13 protein-coding genes are annotated in these 16105 nt (G+C 56.8%); 4 read left to right on the forward strand and 9 right to left on the reverse strand.

The genetic code is table 11. The features are described from left to right. Positions 1–3 precede the first annotated feature (3 nt). Positions 4–1281: a phosphopyruvate hydratase gene (eno, locus tag GN112_RS24215; protein WP_155312543.1), complete on the reverse strand. Its 1278-nt coding sequence runs from the start codon at positions 1279–1281 to the stop codon at positions 4–6. A gap of 440 nt (positions 1282–1721) precedes the next feature. Here eno and GN112_RS24220 point away from each other — a divergent pair, with 440 nt between their 5' ends. Next, positions 1722–2135, forward strand: coding sequence for a MarR family transcriptional regulator (locus GN112_RS24220; RefSeq protein ID WP_155312544.1), 414 nt, complete (start codon positions 1722–1724; stop codon positions 2133–2135). A 17-nt stretch (positions 2136–2152) separates the two neighbouring features. Here GN112_RS24220 and GN112_RS24225 read toward each other — a convergent pair whose 3' ends face one another. Then, positions 2153–2842 (reverse strand): Crp/Fnr family transcriptional regulator, encoded by a 690-nt coding sequence (locus tag GN112_RS24225; RefSeq protein WP_155314375.1) that lies wholly within the window; start codon positions 2840–2842, stop codon positions 2153–2155. A gap of 466 nt (positions 2843–3308) precedes the next feature. On the opposite strand from GN112_RS24225, the gene hcp reads away from it, so the two are divergent. The 3 genes from hcp to GN112_RS24240 all read left to right on the forward strand — a co-directional run bounded on the left by hcp (position 3309) and on the right by GN112_RS24240 (position 6687). Beyond that, positions 3309–4937: a hydroxylamine reductase gene (gene hcp, locus GN112_RS24230; RefSeq protein ID WP_155312545.1), complete on the forward strand. Its 1629-nt coding sequence runs from the start codon at positions 3309–3311 to the stop codon at positions 4935–4937. A gap of 200 nt (positions 4938–5137) precedes the next feature. After that, positions 5138–5866: an HD domain-containing protein gene (locus tag GN112_RS24235; protein ID WP_155312546.1), complete on the forward strand. Its 729-nt coding sequence runs from the start codon at positions 5138–5140 to the stop codon at positions 5864–5866. A gap of 74 nt (positions 5867–5940) precedes the next feature. Next, the gene (locus GN112_RS24240) at positions 5941–6687 is read left to right on the forward strand and encodes an ATP-binding protein (RefSeq protein WP_155312547.1); all 747 of its coding nucleotides are present in this window, start codon (positions 5941–5943) and stop codon (positions 6685–6687) included. Between the two features lie 15 nt (positions 6688–6702). On the opposite strand, the gene GN112_RS24245 is transcribed toward GN112_RS24240, so the two are convergent. The 7 genes from GN112_RS24245 to GN112_RS24275 all read right to left on the reverse strand — a co-directional run bounded on the left by GN112_RS24245 (position 6703) and on the right by GN112_RS24275 (position 16104). After that, complete coding sequence (locus GN112_RS24245) at positions 6703–7098, reverse strand: EF-hand domain-containing protein (RefSeq protein ID WP_155314376.1); 396 nt, start codon at positions 7096–7098, stop codon at positions 6703–6705. A 140-nt stretch (positions 7099–7238) separates the two neighbouring features. Next, entirely contained in the window at positions 7239–8618 is a 1380-nt protein-coding gene (locus GN112_RS24250) for an NAD(P)H-dependent oxidoreductase (protein WP_155312548.1), read from the reverse strand. Further along, complete coding sequence (locus GN112_RS24255; protein WP_155312549.1) at positions 8615–11542, reverse strand: CHASE2 domain-containing protein; 2928 nt, start codon at positions 11540–11542, stop codon at positions 8615–8617. The genes GN112_RS24250 and GN112_RS24255 overlap by 4 nt, the downstream gene beginning before the upstream one ends. Before the next feature lie 85 nt (positions 11543–11627). Further along, the gene (locus tag GN112_RS24260; RefSeq protein WP_162459096.1) at positions 11628–12227 is read right to left on the reverse strand and encodes an OmpA family protein; all 600 of its coding nucleotides are present in this window, start codon (positions 12225–12227) and stop codon (positions 11628–11630) included. Between the two features lie 87 nt (positions 12228–12314). Beyond that, a complete protein-coding gene (locus GN112_RS24265; RefSeq protein WP_155312551.1) occupies positions 12315–12758 on the reverse strand; it encodes a FecR family protein in 444 nt (147 codons plus the stop codon). 354 nt (positions 12759–13112) lie between these two features. Next, the gene (locus tag GN112_RS24270; protein WP_162459097.1) at positions 13113–13616 is read right to left on the reverse strand and encodes a response regulator; all 504 of its coding nucleotides are present in this window, start codon (positions 13614–13616) and stop codon (positions 13113–13115) included. 49 nt (positions 13617–13665) lie between these two features. Then, positions 13666–16104, reverse strand: a complete 2439-nt coding sequence (locus GN112_RS24275; protein ID WP_155312553.1) for an ATPase, T2SS/T4P/T4SS family — start codon at positions 16102–16104, stop codon at positions 13666–13668. Between the last annotated feature and the right edge of the window lies 1 nt (position 16105).

Raw genomic sequence — 16105 nt, forward strand, 5'->3', positions numbered from 1 at the left:
GGTCTAATCGCCGATAAAAATATCCTGGGCGAAACGCGCCCCTTGGCCGAGTGTTTCCTCGATGCGGATCAGCTGATTATATTTGGCGATGCGATCGGACCGCGACAGGGAGCCGGTTTTGATCTGGCCGGCATTGACCGCCACGGCCAGATCGGCGATGAATGCATCTTCGGTTTCGCCGCTACGGTGGGAAATGACCGTGGTATAGCCGGCCTGTTTGGCCATTTCGATGGCATCCAAGGTTTCGCTGACTGTTCCGATCTGGTTGAGTTTGATCAGAATCGAATTGGCGATGCCGTCATTGATGCCTTTGGCGAAGATGGTGGGGTTGGTGACGAAAATGTCATCGCCCACAATCTGGATGTACTCGTCAAGCCGTTCGGTGAGCACAACCCAGTTTTCCCAGTCCTGCTCGGCAAGGCCGTCTTCGATTGAGAGGATCGGATATTTTTCCACCAGGTTTTCAAAATAGTCGACCATTTCAACGGCAGTGAGGGACTTGTTCTCACCCTTGAGAAGGTATTTTTTCTTTTCGTACAGCTCGCTGGCGGCCACATCCAGGGCCAGCCCCATATCCTTGCCCGGCGTGTATCCGGCGGCGTTGATCGCTTCCATGATAAAACTTAAGGCCTCTTCGTTGGACTTGAGGTCGGGTGCGAAGCCGCCCTCGTCCCCCACGGCCGTGCTGAGCCCCTTGGACTTGAGAATTTTTTTCAAGGCGTGGAAGGTCTCGGCTCCCATCTGAATGGCCTGGGCCATGGTTTTGGCACCGAAGGGGACAATCATGAACTCCTGGATATCCAGGTTGTTGGCCGCATGGGCACCGCCGTTGACCACATTCATCATGGGCACCGGCAGGATGCGTGCGTTGATGCCGCCCAGATAGCGGAACAGGGGCAGGCCGAAGGCGTTGGCCGACGCCCTGGCGGCCGCCATGGAGACGCCCAGAAGGGCATTGGCACCCAATTTGGATTTATTTGCCGTGCCGTCCAGTGCCAGCATGCAGGCGTCCAGGGTCAGTTGATCGGAGGCATCCATGCCACGGATTTCATCGGCGATTTTCGTGTTGACATTGTTGACAGCGGTGACCACGCCTTTGCCGCCATACCGTTTGGCCCGGGTATTGCGCAGTTCGAGAGCCTCCCGTGTGCCGGTGGACGCGCCGGAAGGAACCGCTGCCCGGCCGGTGGCGCCACAGGCCAGCATGATCTCCACCTCAACGGTGGGGTTTCCCCGGGAATCCAGGATTTCTCTCGCTTTTACATCAATGATTTCCGTCATGGTTGCTTTTCCCCATTGTCTGGTTTGCCGGGGCCACATCGGCTTTGCCGATGCCCTGCAAAAAATTTATGTTAAGTAATTATAGCATGTTAAAGGGATGGCAAATCTTCGTGGAACATGCCAGTTGCCGCTTGACAATTTAACGCCAAATGTTACTCTGCTTGCCCGGTGATGTCAAGAAATTGGCCGGAAATGGCCAGTGTAATCGCATTTAACTTTAAGCCGGTTTATTAGCATCCCCCTGGGGTTAGGCCGGCGGAAAGAAATAATTCCACCATCCTGCTTGTCTTTGTGCCCGTCTACTGCGTTGCCGCCACCGGCACATATTCTCGATATGCACCGGTGACGGCGCCTTGTAGACGACCACAAATCCGTCGCGATCTGGGGGAATTATTTCTTTCCGCCAGCCTTAACGAAAGAAGCGAGATCGGGAACAACCCATGCCTACAAAAACAAATGATTTATATACCACCGCCCACCTTTTCGTGGCCGCCGTACGTGTACTGGACCATCGGGATGGCGCCCCGCCTTCCCTCAAGGCCGTCTGTGGTCAGCTGGCCTATTCGGAGGAGAAGGGGAGTTACCTGCTCAACCGGTTCAAGGAACTGGGGATTGTCGACACGGTGAAAAGCGGTTTCAATGATCGCATTGTGGTGGCCGACCATCTGGCCATCGAAGCATTGCCGCGCGATGCCGAAGAGAGCCGCCTGGAACAGGAGTTGAAAAAGTTCAAGCAGGGCAAAAACGCCATGCAGGAGAAGGTGGAGTCCATCAAGGCCCAGCAGAACCAGAAAAAGCAGGATCTTTTCGCCGAAATCGAGAAGAAACTGAAACAGAAGATCGAAAAAAAATAAAACTCCGCGAGTTGTTGCTATTCGGCCAGTTTTCCCGCGGCGGCCAGATCTTCCAGACCGAGGGGATCGAGAAGGCGGATCGTTTTCCCCTCCACCCGGATCAGATTCTGGGCGGTCATTTTGGCGAAGATTCGTGACAGGGTTTCGGGAATCGTACCCAGCAGGCTGGCCAGTTGGCCCTTGGAAATTTTCAGGGTCACCCGGTTGGCGGTTTCCTGCTCACTGGCCAGATAGATCAGGTAAGAGGCCAGGCGGGAAGGGACCTCTTTCAGGGAGAGGTTCTCGATCTGCACGGTGAACTCTCTGAGGCGCATGGAAAGCTCGCCCAGCATGTTCATGGAGAGGGACGGGTGCCGGGCGATCAGGTCAACGAAGGCGCCGCGCGGCAAGAAGAGGATCCGGCTGCCCACCAGGGCCACGGCATTGGCCGGAAACCGACGGCCTGAGAAAACCGGTACCTCGCCAAAGGGGTTGCCCGGTCCGTAAATGTGCAGGATCTGCTCTTTTCCTTCCAGGGAAGTTTTGAAGATTTTTACCTGGCCGTCGGCGACGATATAGAACCCATCGGCCGCGTCACCCTCCATAAAAATCGAATCCCCGCGTCCATATCTCCGCTCCACGGTAATGGCGCCGATTTCATCGAGCTGTTCAGACGACAGTCCGTTGAACAGGGGGATGATGGACAACGTCTTACGAATTAGCTTCATCTTTTTCCGTTTCTTCAAAAAAAGCTTCCGTTTCATTCAATTGCAACTAATTTATTTTATGGGTTTTTTGACATAAGTCAAGGCACATCGGGCGATCTTCCAGGGTAACCGCATTTGGAATGTTTCCTGTTTTTCGCGGTCAAGGACCGCTCCTACACGTTCTTACGATATGGCTGTTTAATGGGTTGCGTTGTAAGAGCTGGCCATGCCTGCGACAACGGTTTTCCATAGAGGTTGCCAAATGCGGTTACCCTGGCTGATCTTCCGTTAAACAGGGGCAAGCGCGATGACCATCGTACCCGTTAAAAAAAAATGGAAACCCTTGACTCAGGTCAAGGCCAATCCAAATGCAAAAGGGTAAAAGATAGTCAACCGGCTGGGAAAAGTGTTTTGCAGCAATAAAAGTGAAACCGGCAAACCCAGCGATATGAACGATCGACAACCCCGCAACCAAGGAGGAGAAACCATGTTTTGTTTTCAATGTGAGCAGACAGCCAAAGGCGAAGGATGCACCAAGATCGGCGTATGCGGCAAGCAGCCCGAGGTGGCTGCCCTTCAGGATCTTCTCATTTATGCGGTAAAGGGCATTGCTCAGGTGGCGGTGGAAGGGGCCAGGGTGGGTGTCAGCGAACCGGCCGTTAACGCCTTTACCTGTGAGGCCATTTTTTCTACCCTGACCAATGTGGATTTCGATCCGGCCCGCTTCGTTACCCTGGTTAACGATGCCGCCCGGCATCGCGACGCCCTCAAGGCCAAGGTCCAGGCGGCCGGTGGCAGCGTGGTCTTTGCCGACGGTCCGGCGACCTTCACCCCCGCCGGGGATCAGGCCGGTCTGGTGGTCCAGGGTGAAACCGTGGGCGTCAAGTCCGATCCGTCGGTCAATCCGGATATCCTTTCCCTGCGCGAATTGATCGTATACGGCATCAAGGGGTTGGCCGCCTATGCCGACCATGCGCGCATTCTGGGGCAGGAGGATGACTCGGTCTACGCCTACATATACGAAGGGATGGCCGCCACCCTGGATAACACCCTCGGTGTCGACGACTATGTGGGCCTGGCCCTCAAGTGCGGCGAGATCAACCTCAAGGCCATGGAACTGCTCGATGCCGGCAACACCGGCACCTACGGCCATCCCGTGCCCACTGCCGTGCCCCTGGGCGCCAGGAAGGGCAAGGCCATCCTGGTCTCCGGCCACGATCTCAAGGATCTGGAGATGATTCTCAAACAGACCGATGGTAAGGCCATCAACGTATACACCCACGGCGAGATGCTGCCCTGCCACGGTTATCCGGAACTGAAAAAATACAGCCACTTTTACGGCCACTACGGCACGGCCTGGCAGAATCAGGCCAAAGAGTTCGCCGCCTTTCCGGGCGCCATCGTCATGACCACCAACTGCATCCAGAAACCCAGGGATTCATACAAGGACAACATTTTTACCACCGGCCTGGTTGGCTGGCCTGGCGTGACCCACATCAAAGACAAGAATTTCACCCCGGCCATCGACAAGGCCCTTGCCATGCCCGGTTTCGAAGCGGATGTGCCCGGCAAGCAGGTCATGGTCGGTTTCGCCCGCAACGCGGTCATGGGCGTGGCCCCCACGGTCATCGAAGCCGTGAAGAACAAGGCCATCCGCCACTTCTTCCTGGTGGGCGGCTGCGACGGCGCCAAACCGGGCCGCGACTACTACACCGAGTTCGTGGAAAAGGTGCCCAAGGACTGTGTGGTCCTGACCCTGGCCTGCGGCAAGTTCCGCTTTTTCGACAAGGATCTGGGCGATATCGGCGGTATTCCGCGCCTTTTGGACGTGGGCCAGTGCAACGACGCCTACTCGGCCATCCAGATCGCCATGGCCCTGGCCGGTGCCTTCGAGTGCGGGGTCAACGACCTGCCGCTCTCCATGATCCTCTCCTGGTACGAGCAGAAGGCCTGCGTGATCCTGCTCTCCCTGCTGCATCTGGGTATCAAGAACATCCGCCTGGGCCCCAGCCTGCCTGCCTTCATTACACCCAATGTGCTGGACGTGCTGGTGAAGAACTTCAACATCATGCCCATCGGCACCCCGGATGAGGATTTGAAAGCGATCCTGGGCTAAGCCAGGGATTCGAGATCGTGTTTCTGAACGGCGTTATCGGTCGTCGCGGTATGACCAATACAGCTTCCTCCCTCTGGCCTTGTCAGAAACACGATCTCAAACCCTGGCAACTTGCCAGACAAGCATTATTTTTAAAATGTGGCTGCCGGGATTTCCGGTAGCCGGCCACTGAAACCAGATCAACGCGGAGGACAGCCACCATGAAGTGCCCTGGACAGGATACCCTCTATTGGAAACCCGGTGCCATCTTTGAGGTGGCGTGTCCCCAGTGCGGCGCCAGTGTCGAATTTTTCAAGGATGATACGGCCCGCAAGTGCCCCAGTTGTCAGCACCGGTTCGTCAACCCTAACCTGGATTTCGGCTGCGCGGCCTACTGTCAGTATGCCGAGCAGTGCATTGGCACCCTGCCCGAGGAGTTTTTGCTGAATGCGGACGATCTGCTCAAGGACCGGGTGGCCATCGAGATGAAACGCTATTTCAAGGCGGATTTCAAACGCATCGGTCACGCCACCCGGGTGGCCCGCTATGCCGAGCGCATCGGACGCGTCGAAGGCAGCAACCCGGCCGTGGTGCTGTGCGCCGCTTATTTGCACGACATCGGTATCGTCCAGGCCGAGAAGAAGTACGGCAGCAGTGCGGCAAGGTATCAGGAGCAGGAAGGTCCGTCCGTGGCCCGTGAAATTTTGGAGAAACTGGGCGCCAAGCCGCCGCTGATTGAGGAGGTGTGCGACATCGTGGGTCACCATCACCACCCGCGTGATGAGGAATCCTTGAACTTCAAAGTTCTCTATGACGCGGACCGGATTGCCAACCTGGAAGCGCGCAAGAAGAAAAACGGCCTTGTGCCGGAGAAGATCGAGCGCATCATCGCGAAGCAATTCCTCACTGCCGGAGGGCGCGAGGAAGCCCGCAAGACTCTGCTCGGATAACCAAAGGAACTCCGTCCATATATAAGGAAAGGAACGGTCACCGCGCCATCGGTGGCAGAAAAGACAGGTGAACCATGAAAGTGACCCGCAAAATCATCCAGATTGACGAAGAACGCTGCGACGGCTGCGGCAATTGCGTCCTCTCATGCGCCGAGGGGGCTCTGATCATTGTCGACGGAAAGGCCCGGGTGATTTCCGACAACCTGTGTGACGGCCTGGGCGCCTGTATGGGCGAGTGCCCCCAGGACGCCCTGCACATCATCGAGCGTGAGGCCGAGGAGTTTGACGAGGAGGCTGTGGAAAAACATCTGGAAACCCCGAAAGATGCGCCCGAGGAAAGCAAGACCATGCCCTGCGGCTGCCCCTCCACCCAGATTCAGAGTTTTGCTCCGACCGGCGATTGCCGGGACGCCAATATTCCCAGGACCCAGACAACGGCCCCGGCTCAGTCCACACTCTCCCACTGGCCCGTGCAGATCCGCCTGATTCCGCCCACGGCGCCGTTCCTGAAGGGGGCCGATCTTCTGGTGGTGGCCGACTGCGTGCCGGTGGCCTTTCCCACCCTGCACCGGGATTTTCTGGCCGGCAAGGCGGTGATGGTCGGCTGCCCGAAATTTGACGACGCCCAGGATTACATCGACCGGTTTGCCGAGATTTTCAAAACCGCCGATGTCAACAGCGTCACCACCGTGGTCATGGAAGTGCCCTGTTGCTCGGGCCTGCCATCGATCGTGAAAAAAGGCATGGAGAAAGCCGGCGTGCAGGTTCCGTCCAAGCAGGTGACCATCAGCACACAGGGAGAGATTCTGGAAACGCGCTGAACGCGCCGGTTGGGGCTACTTTCTGTTTTTGCCCTTGCCGGTACCGAATCCGAAATCTTCCCTGGTTTTGGCCCATTCGTCGTGATCGAGCAGGCCGTCTCCGTTGGTATCGGCATTCTTAAACTGGTTTCGGCCCACATCGCCAACCTGCCCCTTGAGCTCCTCATAAGAAAGTTTTCCGTCGCCGTTGGCGTCCATCTGCATGAACCGGGTTCCCTGACCCTGATTGGCCTTCATCTGCTTCATTGTGCCGGATACCTTACCCGGATCAGCCTCCTTGCTCTGCATCTTGTTCTGCACCTGCATCTGATCCATTGGTTTCACTTGATCGGATTTGCATTGCCCCGTCGTGGGCAAGACGATGACCATCAGAAAGACCATGCCACAAACAACAATCAATCCCTTTTTCATTTCTTCTCCTTTCGATTGGTTTGAACGGTTTTATAGATTGGTTTTAAAAACGATGATCAACGCAAAAAGTTACATTCGGCACTGTCCTGTCGATAATGCACCTGGCCGGTTATGATTTTTCCAGTTGTTCTTTCCGCTTTCTAATGGGTTCTCAGGTATTTCTGCAGGGGTTTGATCATTTCATCCTTCATCCGCTGGTTGATTTTGCGCCGCAACCCGGGAAACCTGAAGAGAAACAGGAGCAAGGCGTTGCGCAGGCGCGATGGCCAGTGGTGCTGGGGGAAGTCGAACAGGCCCAGGCGGCGGTAGTGGCCATAGTCGGCGCGAAACGGAAAACGCAGCCGGCCCCAGATTTCGTCCCGGAAGAGGATGGTTCCGGCCCGCCCCAGAAAGGTGGCCGGGGCGACAAACTGCTGGTCGGCATGCCGGATCAGGCGACGGGCCAGGGCGATCAGCTGTGCGTCGATCACAGCGGAATCGCCGGTTTCATCGGTCACGATGCCCACCAGGCTGGCCCGTTGCATTTCCATATAGGCCTCAATGATCTGCCGCAGGTTGGCATTTTGGCCCAGGGGGCCGGAGATGATCATGCCGACCTGCTTGCCGCTCAGCGACGGGGTGTGCCCCATGAAGAACGACCGGTCGAAAAATTGCTTCCATCTTGAGGAGAGGTACCGGTCGGTCATTTCCCCTGCCCAGATCAGAATGTCCGCCCGCATGATCCGGTCGCGGTAAGCCGCGTTGAACGCGTCCTTGCCCGCATAGATGCAGGTGTTGTCATAGGCACATTGCAGGCAGCCCAGGCAACCGCCCTTGATGTCCAGTGCACCAAGGTCGATTACACCAAGACAGCCGTTAAAACAGCGTCTCAAGTGTTGGTACATGCGGTCCAGATTGCTGTCCGGATTGATGGCGTCGGTGACCATGAGAACCTTGTGGCGTCCGGAATCGACTGATTTGACCCTTCTGCCGGGCCGGTACCGGAATTCAGGCCGGTTCAGCAGAACAAATCGTTTCGGTAGGGGGACATCACCGGTTGCCTCGCTGAAAAACAGGGTCGCAAACGCCTCCAGTCGTTTGCGTTCGGCTGCCTTGAGCAAGTCGTACATGTCTGCCGAAAAGTGGCCGAGGCAGCGCATCTCCAGGTCGTCACAAATAGCATGCAGGTAGTTGTGGGCGGTATGGTCGTAGAAATGGACCGATGTGGTCAGGATGGCCGCGGGTTTTCCAACAAAAACGGCCTGGGCGCCATTTTCGGCGATCAACTCGATAAAGCGCTTGTAACCGGCCGGTACGAGTAAGTAATAGACCGGGGTTGCCCAGAAGATGCCATCGGCCTGCCCGATTTCGTGCATAACGGCATCGAAGGCCGATCGGTCTGTTTCCAGGCGCCGGATGCGCTGGGTGACGTGGATCACTTTCAATTCATGCTGGGGAAAGGCGTTCTCAATATAGCGAATATATTGCAGGGTGACGCTTTTGACCCCTTTGGGGCTGCCGCTGAGAACGATGAATTTCATTTTTTATCCAGTTCCTGCCTGACGGCCATCCCGATTTTCTCCAAGGTGTAGGGCTTGCGGACATAGCTGCCGGCCCCCAGGTCCTGCATGGCCTTGACGCGCTCGGAAGGGGCATACCCGCTGGCGATAATGGCCCGCTGTCCGGGACGCACCGTAAGGATCTTTTCATACGCCTCCAGCCCGTCCATTCCCGGTGGCATCACCATGTCGAGGACCACCAGATCCACGGCCTCGCTGCGGATACGATCAATGGCCGCTTCACCGCTGGGGGCCGAGGTTACCCGGTAGCCCAGTTTGCCGAGCATGCGGACGGCAATTTCTCGCTGTTCGGCTATGTCATCGACCACCAGTACCGTTTCCGAACCAGTGTAGTCCTGCAGAACGGTTCGCTGTGGCGTATTGCCGATCTTATCACGGGTGGCCGGCAGATAAATGTCAAACCGGGTGCCCTCTCCCTCCCGGCTTTGGATATCCACGAAACCGTTATGGTCCTTGACCGTGTTCCAGACCACCGTCATGCCCAGGCCCGATCCACTGCGGCCCATGCGTTTTTTACTGTAGAAGGGTTCAAAGATCCGGTGAAGGTCTTCAGTGGAGATTCCGACACCCTCATCGGCGATCCGCAGGATGACATATTCACCTTCATTGATTCGTTCGTAACGATTGACCTCGACGTCCAGGTAGCGGTTCCGCGTTGACAGGCAGATGGCTCCGCCTGCCGGCATGGCTTCGGCGGCATTGCCCACCAGATTCATAATCATTTTCAGGATATGGACAACGGAGCCCCGGGTGTTCATGAGGTCGTCGGCCAGATCGGTGGTGATACGGGTTTCAGGGTGGTTTTCCAGCAGACGTCCACATTCGGGTGTCTTGACGTAGCTGTTGACGATCTGGTTGACATTGACGATCAGATGATCCCTGACGCCGCGGCGGGCAATCATCAGCAGATCCTGGACAATATCGGCTGCCCGCTGGCCAGACCGCTGGATGAGTTCAATTTTGCCGCGCATGGGGCTTTCTTCGGGCAGATCCAGAAGCAGCAGTTCCGGATAGCTGACGATCCCGCTGAGAATGTTGTTCAGGTCATGGGCCACGCCTGCGGCAAGGCTTCCGATGGCTTCCATTTTTTTTGACCGTTCCAGCCGTTGTTCCAGGCGCTTGCGTTCGTCAATGTCTTTGGCGATGCCCTGGGTGCCCACGAACGCATTTTCCGAAGGCTGGCCGTGGCTATAGATCCCCTCCGCCGACACGCTGAAATATCGCCCCTGGCACCCGCCTTCGTTGCCATTTGGAGAGAGCAGCAGGCGCACCTCCATGTCAGTGGTGGCGCGGCTTCCCGTGCGCCGTTCGTTGATGCGGTAGGTGGCCTTTGCCCGATCGTCCTCGGCGACCAGGTCGAGGATGTGGCGGCCCATCAGTGTTTCAGGCGGCTTTTTGTATTTGGCCACCGCCGGGCTCACGAAGGTGATATGCCCGGATGCGTTCAGACGGAAGACAATGTCCGGAATGGTCTTGATGATGGAGTTGAGGTTTTTTTCATTGTTTTTGATCAGGATCATCGCTTCCGTCAGTTGCCGGACGGCTTTGCGCTGGCGGGTCCAGTACTTGAACAGCATGAGAAGTGGCCCGCCGGTAATGATGACCACCGCCGGAAGAAACGGCAGAATCAACGTTTGGCGACTGATAAAAAGCAGATGCGCACCGACACCCAAAGCGAGGATCCCGGAGCCACCGACGATGATGGTGGGGAAAAACTCAAGCCGGGCAATACAGAGTCCGAACAGCACGGCGACCAGCAGGGCCAACAGGATTTCCGCACCCACCATTGTTGCCGGGCGGTGGATGGTTTGGCCCGAGAGGATGGTTTCAATGGCCTGGGCATGCACGTCCACGCCTGTGATCCGTCCGCCGGCGGGGGTCTGGTAGCTCGGGGCCAACCCGGCAGCCGACAAGCCCACCAGCACCACTTTGTCCCTGATCACCGATGGATCCACCTGGCCGGCCAGAACCTGGCTGGCCGGGATGTGACGGGGGATGGAGCCTTTTTCCGTGAATCGGATCGTAAGGTTGCCGTTATCGTCAACGGGAATGGTGTGTGGTCCGATGAGAAGGCAGCACTGGACTCCCTGATGCCGGTCAATCCTTACCGGTTGGTGGGGGAGGGTGGCCAAAAGGGCCGCCAGGGCCAGGTTGGGGTAAGCGGCACCCTGGTAATAGATGATCAGGGGCAGGCGCCGCAGCACGCCGTCGCTATCGGGGTGACCATTCAAAAAACCGGCGTAAGGCGCACTGCGGGCAAGTTGGGCCATGTTGCAGACGGCGCTTTGGGCCTCGTGGAATGTCGGATAGCCGACGGCATCCGATGGTCGCCGGATGTCGATGATTTCCAGTGGGGGAAGGGTGCAGTTGGTGGCGCCTTGCGCCTGATCTCCAAAAATGAAACTGAAACCCAGTACAAACGGACCGTTGGCCAGGGTCGCGGCCAGTACCGTATCGCTGGCCGACGGCGTGTCCGGGGGGGGCGGATGGGGCAAGTTTCCCGGCTGGCGGTCCCGGTGCCGGGGCGGCTCCTCGGGTTGGACGGATGCGCTGCGACGGTCCGGTTCGGCCATAATGAAATCAAGGGCAATGCTTTTTGCTTCCATGCGGTTGATTTCCCCCAGCAGACGGGCCAGTCGTGAACGGGGCCATGGCCACTGCCCCCAGGAGGCCAGGGAATGCTCGTCGATATCCACCACCACGACTTGGTTGCTGATGGGAGGGGCAGGGACCGTTGCAACGATGGCATCGGCTGTCTTTAGTTTTATGTGCTCGACGAAAAAAGGCTGAAGGAGGTAAACGACGCACCAGACAATGGCCAGCAAAACAGTCAGCGTGACGGTCAGACTGGCCGAGGGGTCTATGCTCTTTTTAGATCTGTCCATGACGGGTGATGAACGTCGTCCATGCTTTGGGTGCGGCTTCAGCGCCAAAAACGGTTCCTTGAATCAAGCATCGATGCACCGATGATCAGCGCACGACGACTTCCACACGACGGTTTTTTGCATTGGCCACGTTATCGGCCGTTTTGACCAGGGGATTTTCTTCGCCATGGGAAGAGACATCGATGAGGTCGTCCGTGATTCCGCCGCTGACCAGACGCATTCTGACCGCCTGGGCGCGGCGCATGGAAAGGTGCGTGTTATATGCCTTGTCGCCCATGGTATCGGTGTGCCCGACCACGGAAACCCGGGTGGGCATGCGCGCTTTTGCCGTAGCGATGATATCCGGCAGCCTGTCGCGGGATGCCGGTAGCAACGCTTCCGAATCGGACTGGAAGTACAGGATGAAGTGGATCGGAGAAGGCGGCTGATTTTTCAACACGGCACCGAACAGCTGTTCGATTTTTTCATCGCCGGCCGGTTCGGGCATGTCCGGAAGCGTCTGGTCGTCACGGACCGTGGTTGCATGATTGGCCTGATCGATTTTCACGGATCCAGCCGCGTTGGTTACCGTGACCTCTCCCACCGCCCCATTGGGATCGGGGACCAGGATCACCGTGGAACGGTGACCGCAGGCGGTTAATAAAAAGATTGCTGCAATGAACATTCGGACAGATATGGGTCTCATTATGGGTTCCCTTGTTTTTGATGACGTCATGGAGAAAGCGAACCATAGCATTCAAGATAATGTTTTTTTGACGGTTCAGATGAAGGGTCACTCCACCTTCATCAGCACATGGGTGCCGCGAACACCGATGGTGGCGGCGGGCATGATCAGTTGGACCGATTCAGGGGAGAGTTTGGCCATCTGGCCTGACAGAAATGAAATCGTACCGCGCATCAGGCGCACCACAAATGAGAGTTTTTTTTCAAGGGGCTCGAACAGGTAGTCATCAACGGAAATTTCAGTGTCCGGCCCCATGGAGATCAGGGTGTCATCCGAGAAGACCAGGCCGACGGTTCCGTCGCTTCCTGTGCGAACAACGTCGGCCTGATGGATTTCCATGCCGTCAACGACACTGATTGTCTCACCGTTGCGTAAGATGGTCACATTGCCATCCACGGTCTTGACCACGCCGACAAACGCTTGTGCCGTCGGAGAGAAAAGGCCGGTAAGAAAAAGAAGCAGACAGAATTGTTTGGCAATCATTCGTGCCATGGGTTCCTCCCGCAGGAAATGCACCGTCGCCCTGACGAGCGACGCGAAATTATCGGACACCACAGGAACCCGGGATGCGACAACCCATTGTTGGCGCACCCGGGAATCGGAAATGACCGCTATTGGCAGAACCCACGTGCGGTTGTCCAGATTGCCGGTGTTGGTGTCTTGGTTACAGGTGACACGAACCGTCAAGAACGGGGAGCAGGGCGTTGCCGCTGATGATTGACCCGCCCTTGGAGAATAGGGAGTTGGTATCTGTCGCCTGCTGTCAGTTATACACCTTCATAAAAAACTTTCGACCTATTTTATACAAAGAGACACTTTTTGTCCATCTGAATTGTCAACTCTATTTCAATCGATGATCAGGTATCCTTCATCATCGCGTTCGACCCGGGTGATCCCCGGATGTTTCCTTTCCAGTTCATTCAGAATGGCGTCACGGCTTCTGACCTTCTGCAGCAGGCGATCCCTTTCGGTGGCCAGATCGATGGCCTCCAGCGCCCTTTGAATCGTGATTTTGAGGTCGGCGTCATCCCACGGTTTCTGGATGAATTTGTAAACCCCCGCCTCGTTGATGGCCTGGATGGCGACCTGCATCTCCGCCTGCCCGGTCAGCATGATGGTCAGAATGTGAGGATGGCGCGTTTTTATCGTTTTGAGAAGTTCAAGCCCGTTCATTTGTGGCATGTTGTAATCGCTGATGACGATACTGACTTCCCGTGCCTCCAGCAGCGTGAGCGCCGCCTCGCCATCCGTGGCGGTCATCAGGGTGTAGGGGGCCTTGCGCAGGACGCGTTGAAAGGCTTTGAGCACGTGGGGTTCGTCGTCCACCATCAGAATGGCGTGTTGGGTCATGATTTTTTCGGTCCTTTCGAAAATGATATTTACGAACCGGCAGTATTGGTTATGGCCCGTATGGGTTCGGCGGCCCGGTTTCGGTGTCATCCCTCTGGGCGGTATTCCCGCACTTGGGACAATGGTGCCAGTCCCGGGCCAGCAGTTGGCCGCATTGCCGGCAATGTTTGATCAACTCTTTGCCGCAATAGGGGCAGTAATTATGACGTTGCTCCATCAGGCCGTGACAATGGCTACAGACGATCTGGGTGGTGTGCTGGGGCCCGAATACACGCAGCACCTCCTCACAAGTGGTAATCCCTTCCTTGACCTTTTTTAGTGCATCGTCCAGCAAGGTGGACATGCCGGTTAGGCGAGTGGCGTGGAGCAGTTCCGGCTCGGCGGCATCCTGATGGATCATGCGTTTGATTTCGCGGTCGACCTGGAAGATTTCATAGACACCGATACGGCCCTTGTAGCCGATGCCGTTGCAGCGGTCGCAGCCGGCACCGCGCCAAGCCTTGAACTCCGGATCGGTGATGTTCAGGGAACGTCTCATCTGCTTGTCCGGATGGTCGGCGGTGCGGCAATGGGGACAGGTGCAGCGTACCAGGCGTTGGGCGATGACCCCCACCAGGGCATCGGAAATCACATAAGGGGCCAGACCCATGTCCCTAAGCCGGGTAATGGCGGCGATACTCGAATTGGTATGCAGGGTGGAGAGCACCAGATGTCCGGTGAGTGCCGCGTTAAAGGCCACTTCGGCGGTTTCGTGGTCGCGGATTTCTCCCAGCATGATCACATTGGGGTCCTGGCGCAGGATGGCCCGAAGGACAGTGGAAAATGAAAGACCGATCTTGTCGCGGACATTGACCTGTTCGGCCATGCCCATCTGGTATTCCACCGGGTCTTCAATGGTAGTGAAATTTTTTGTGATCCTGGCGCCTTTGCGAAGCATTCCATACAGGGTGGTGGTCTTTCCGCTGCCGGTGGGGCCGGTGGCCAGGATGATTCCCTGGGGACGCTCGATGAAATGGATGACCGCTTCCAAATCCCTGCCGGAAAATCCGAGTTCCTCTATCTCCTTGCTGGCCGCGTTTTTATCCAGGATGCGCAGTACCACTTTTTCCCCATTGATGGTGGGCAGGGTGGAGATGCGCATGTCGACCATACGCGTGGAGGATTTCACCGTGATGCGGCCATCCTGGGGCCGGCGACGTTCGGCGATGTCCAGGTCGCTCATGACCTTGATCCGTGAAACAATGGCCAGGTGCATGTTCAACGGGATGTGCAGCTTGTCTACCAGAAGGTCGTCAATGCGGTAGCGGACCATGATGTACTTGGTTTTCGGTTCGATGTGAACGTCCGATGCGTTGTGCCGCAGGGCGTCGGAGATGATTGCATTGACGATGCGGATTGCGGGCGGCTTGTCCTTTGCCCGCAACAGTTCCTCGATATCGGCTCCCTCGTCCGTCTCTTCGAGCACGATTTCGATCTGTTCGGTGGGATCGCTGAGATCGATTTCGGAAAGAACGGCGTCGAACACATCGGTTTCACCATAGATGGTCTTGACGGTCGCGAGGATCTCTTTCCCGGTGGCCACCACCGGCTGAACGGGCATGCCGGTAATGAAGGTAAGATCATCGATTTTGTTCAGATCCGTGGGGTCGGCCATGGCCACGATCAGCTTCTGGTCGCTGCGCTTGAGCGGCACCAACATGTTCTGTTCGCAGATTTCCCGGGGAATCAGGGCGGCCAGGGCTTCGGGCACACTGAATTCGGCCGGGGAAACCCGATTGATATCGGTCCTTTTTTCGATGGCGCCGATGATCGCCTTTTCGGAGATGGCGCCGATGTTGACCAGGATTTTGGGAAGGACGGTATTGGATTTGGCCTGGATGGAGAGCGCTTTTTCCAACGTCTTCTCGTCAATCAGGCCCGCCTTGAGCAAAAGATGGCCCAACTGGCTGTGGTGGGCATTGACAAACCGGCTGAGGCGCTTGATTTCCTTTTGATGGTTTTCGGCCTGCTGCTTCAGCGACCGGTTTTCCCGGATCAGGTCGTATTGCTCCAGGGCCAGCGACACGGTGAGGCGAAGGTCGTCATCGTTCCAGGGTTTGGTGATGAATTTGTAAACGGCGCCTTCGTTAACCGCCCCCATCACGGCATCGGTGTCGGCGTAGCCGGTGAGCATGATTCGAATGGTTTTTGGATACTTGGCCTTGATCTGCTTGAGCAGCTGTGTTCCGGTCATGCCGGGCATACGGTGGTCGGATACGACCACATGGACCGGCTGATGCCGATCAAGAAGGGCTAGCGCCTCGGGACCCGATCCGGCGGTGAGCAACTGATAGTTTTCCTGCCGGAAAATGCGCCGCATGGCTTTGAGCACATTGGGCTCGTCATCGACGAAAAGAATGCGGTAGGCTTTCGTGCCGGCCGGTTTCGAATCCGGAATGGCGGCCTGTTCGGCGCTGTTATCGAGGAACAGTGAGGCAATGCGTGACATG

This window comes from Desulfosarcina ovata subsp. ovata, assembly GCF_009689005.1.
Taxonomy (GTDB): Bacteria; Desulfobacterota; Desulfobacteria; order Desulfobacterales; family Desulfosarcinaceae; genus Desulfosarcina; species Desulfosarcina ovata.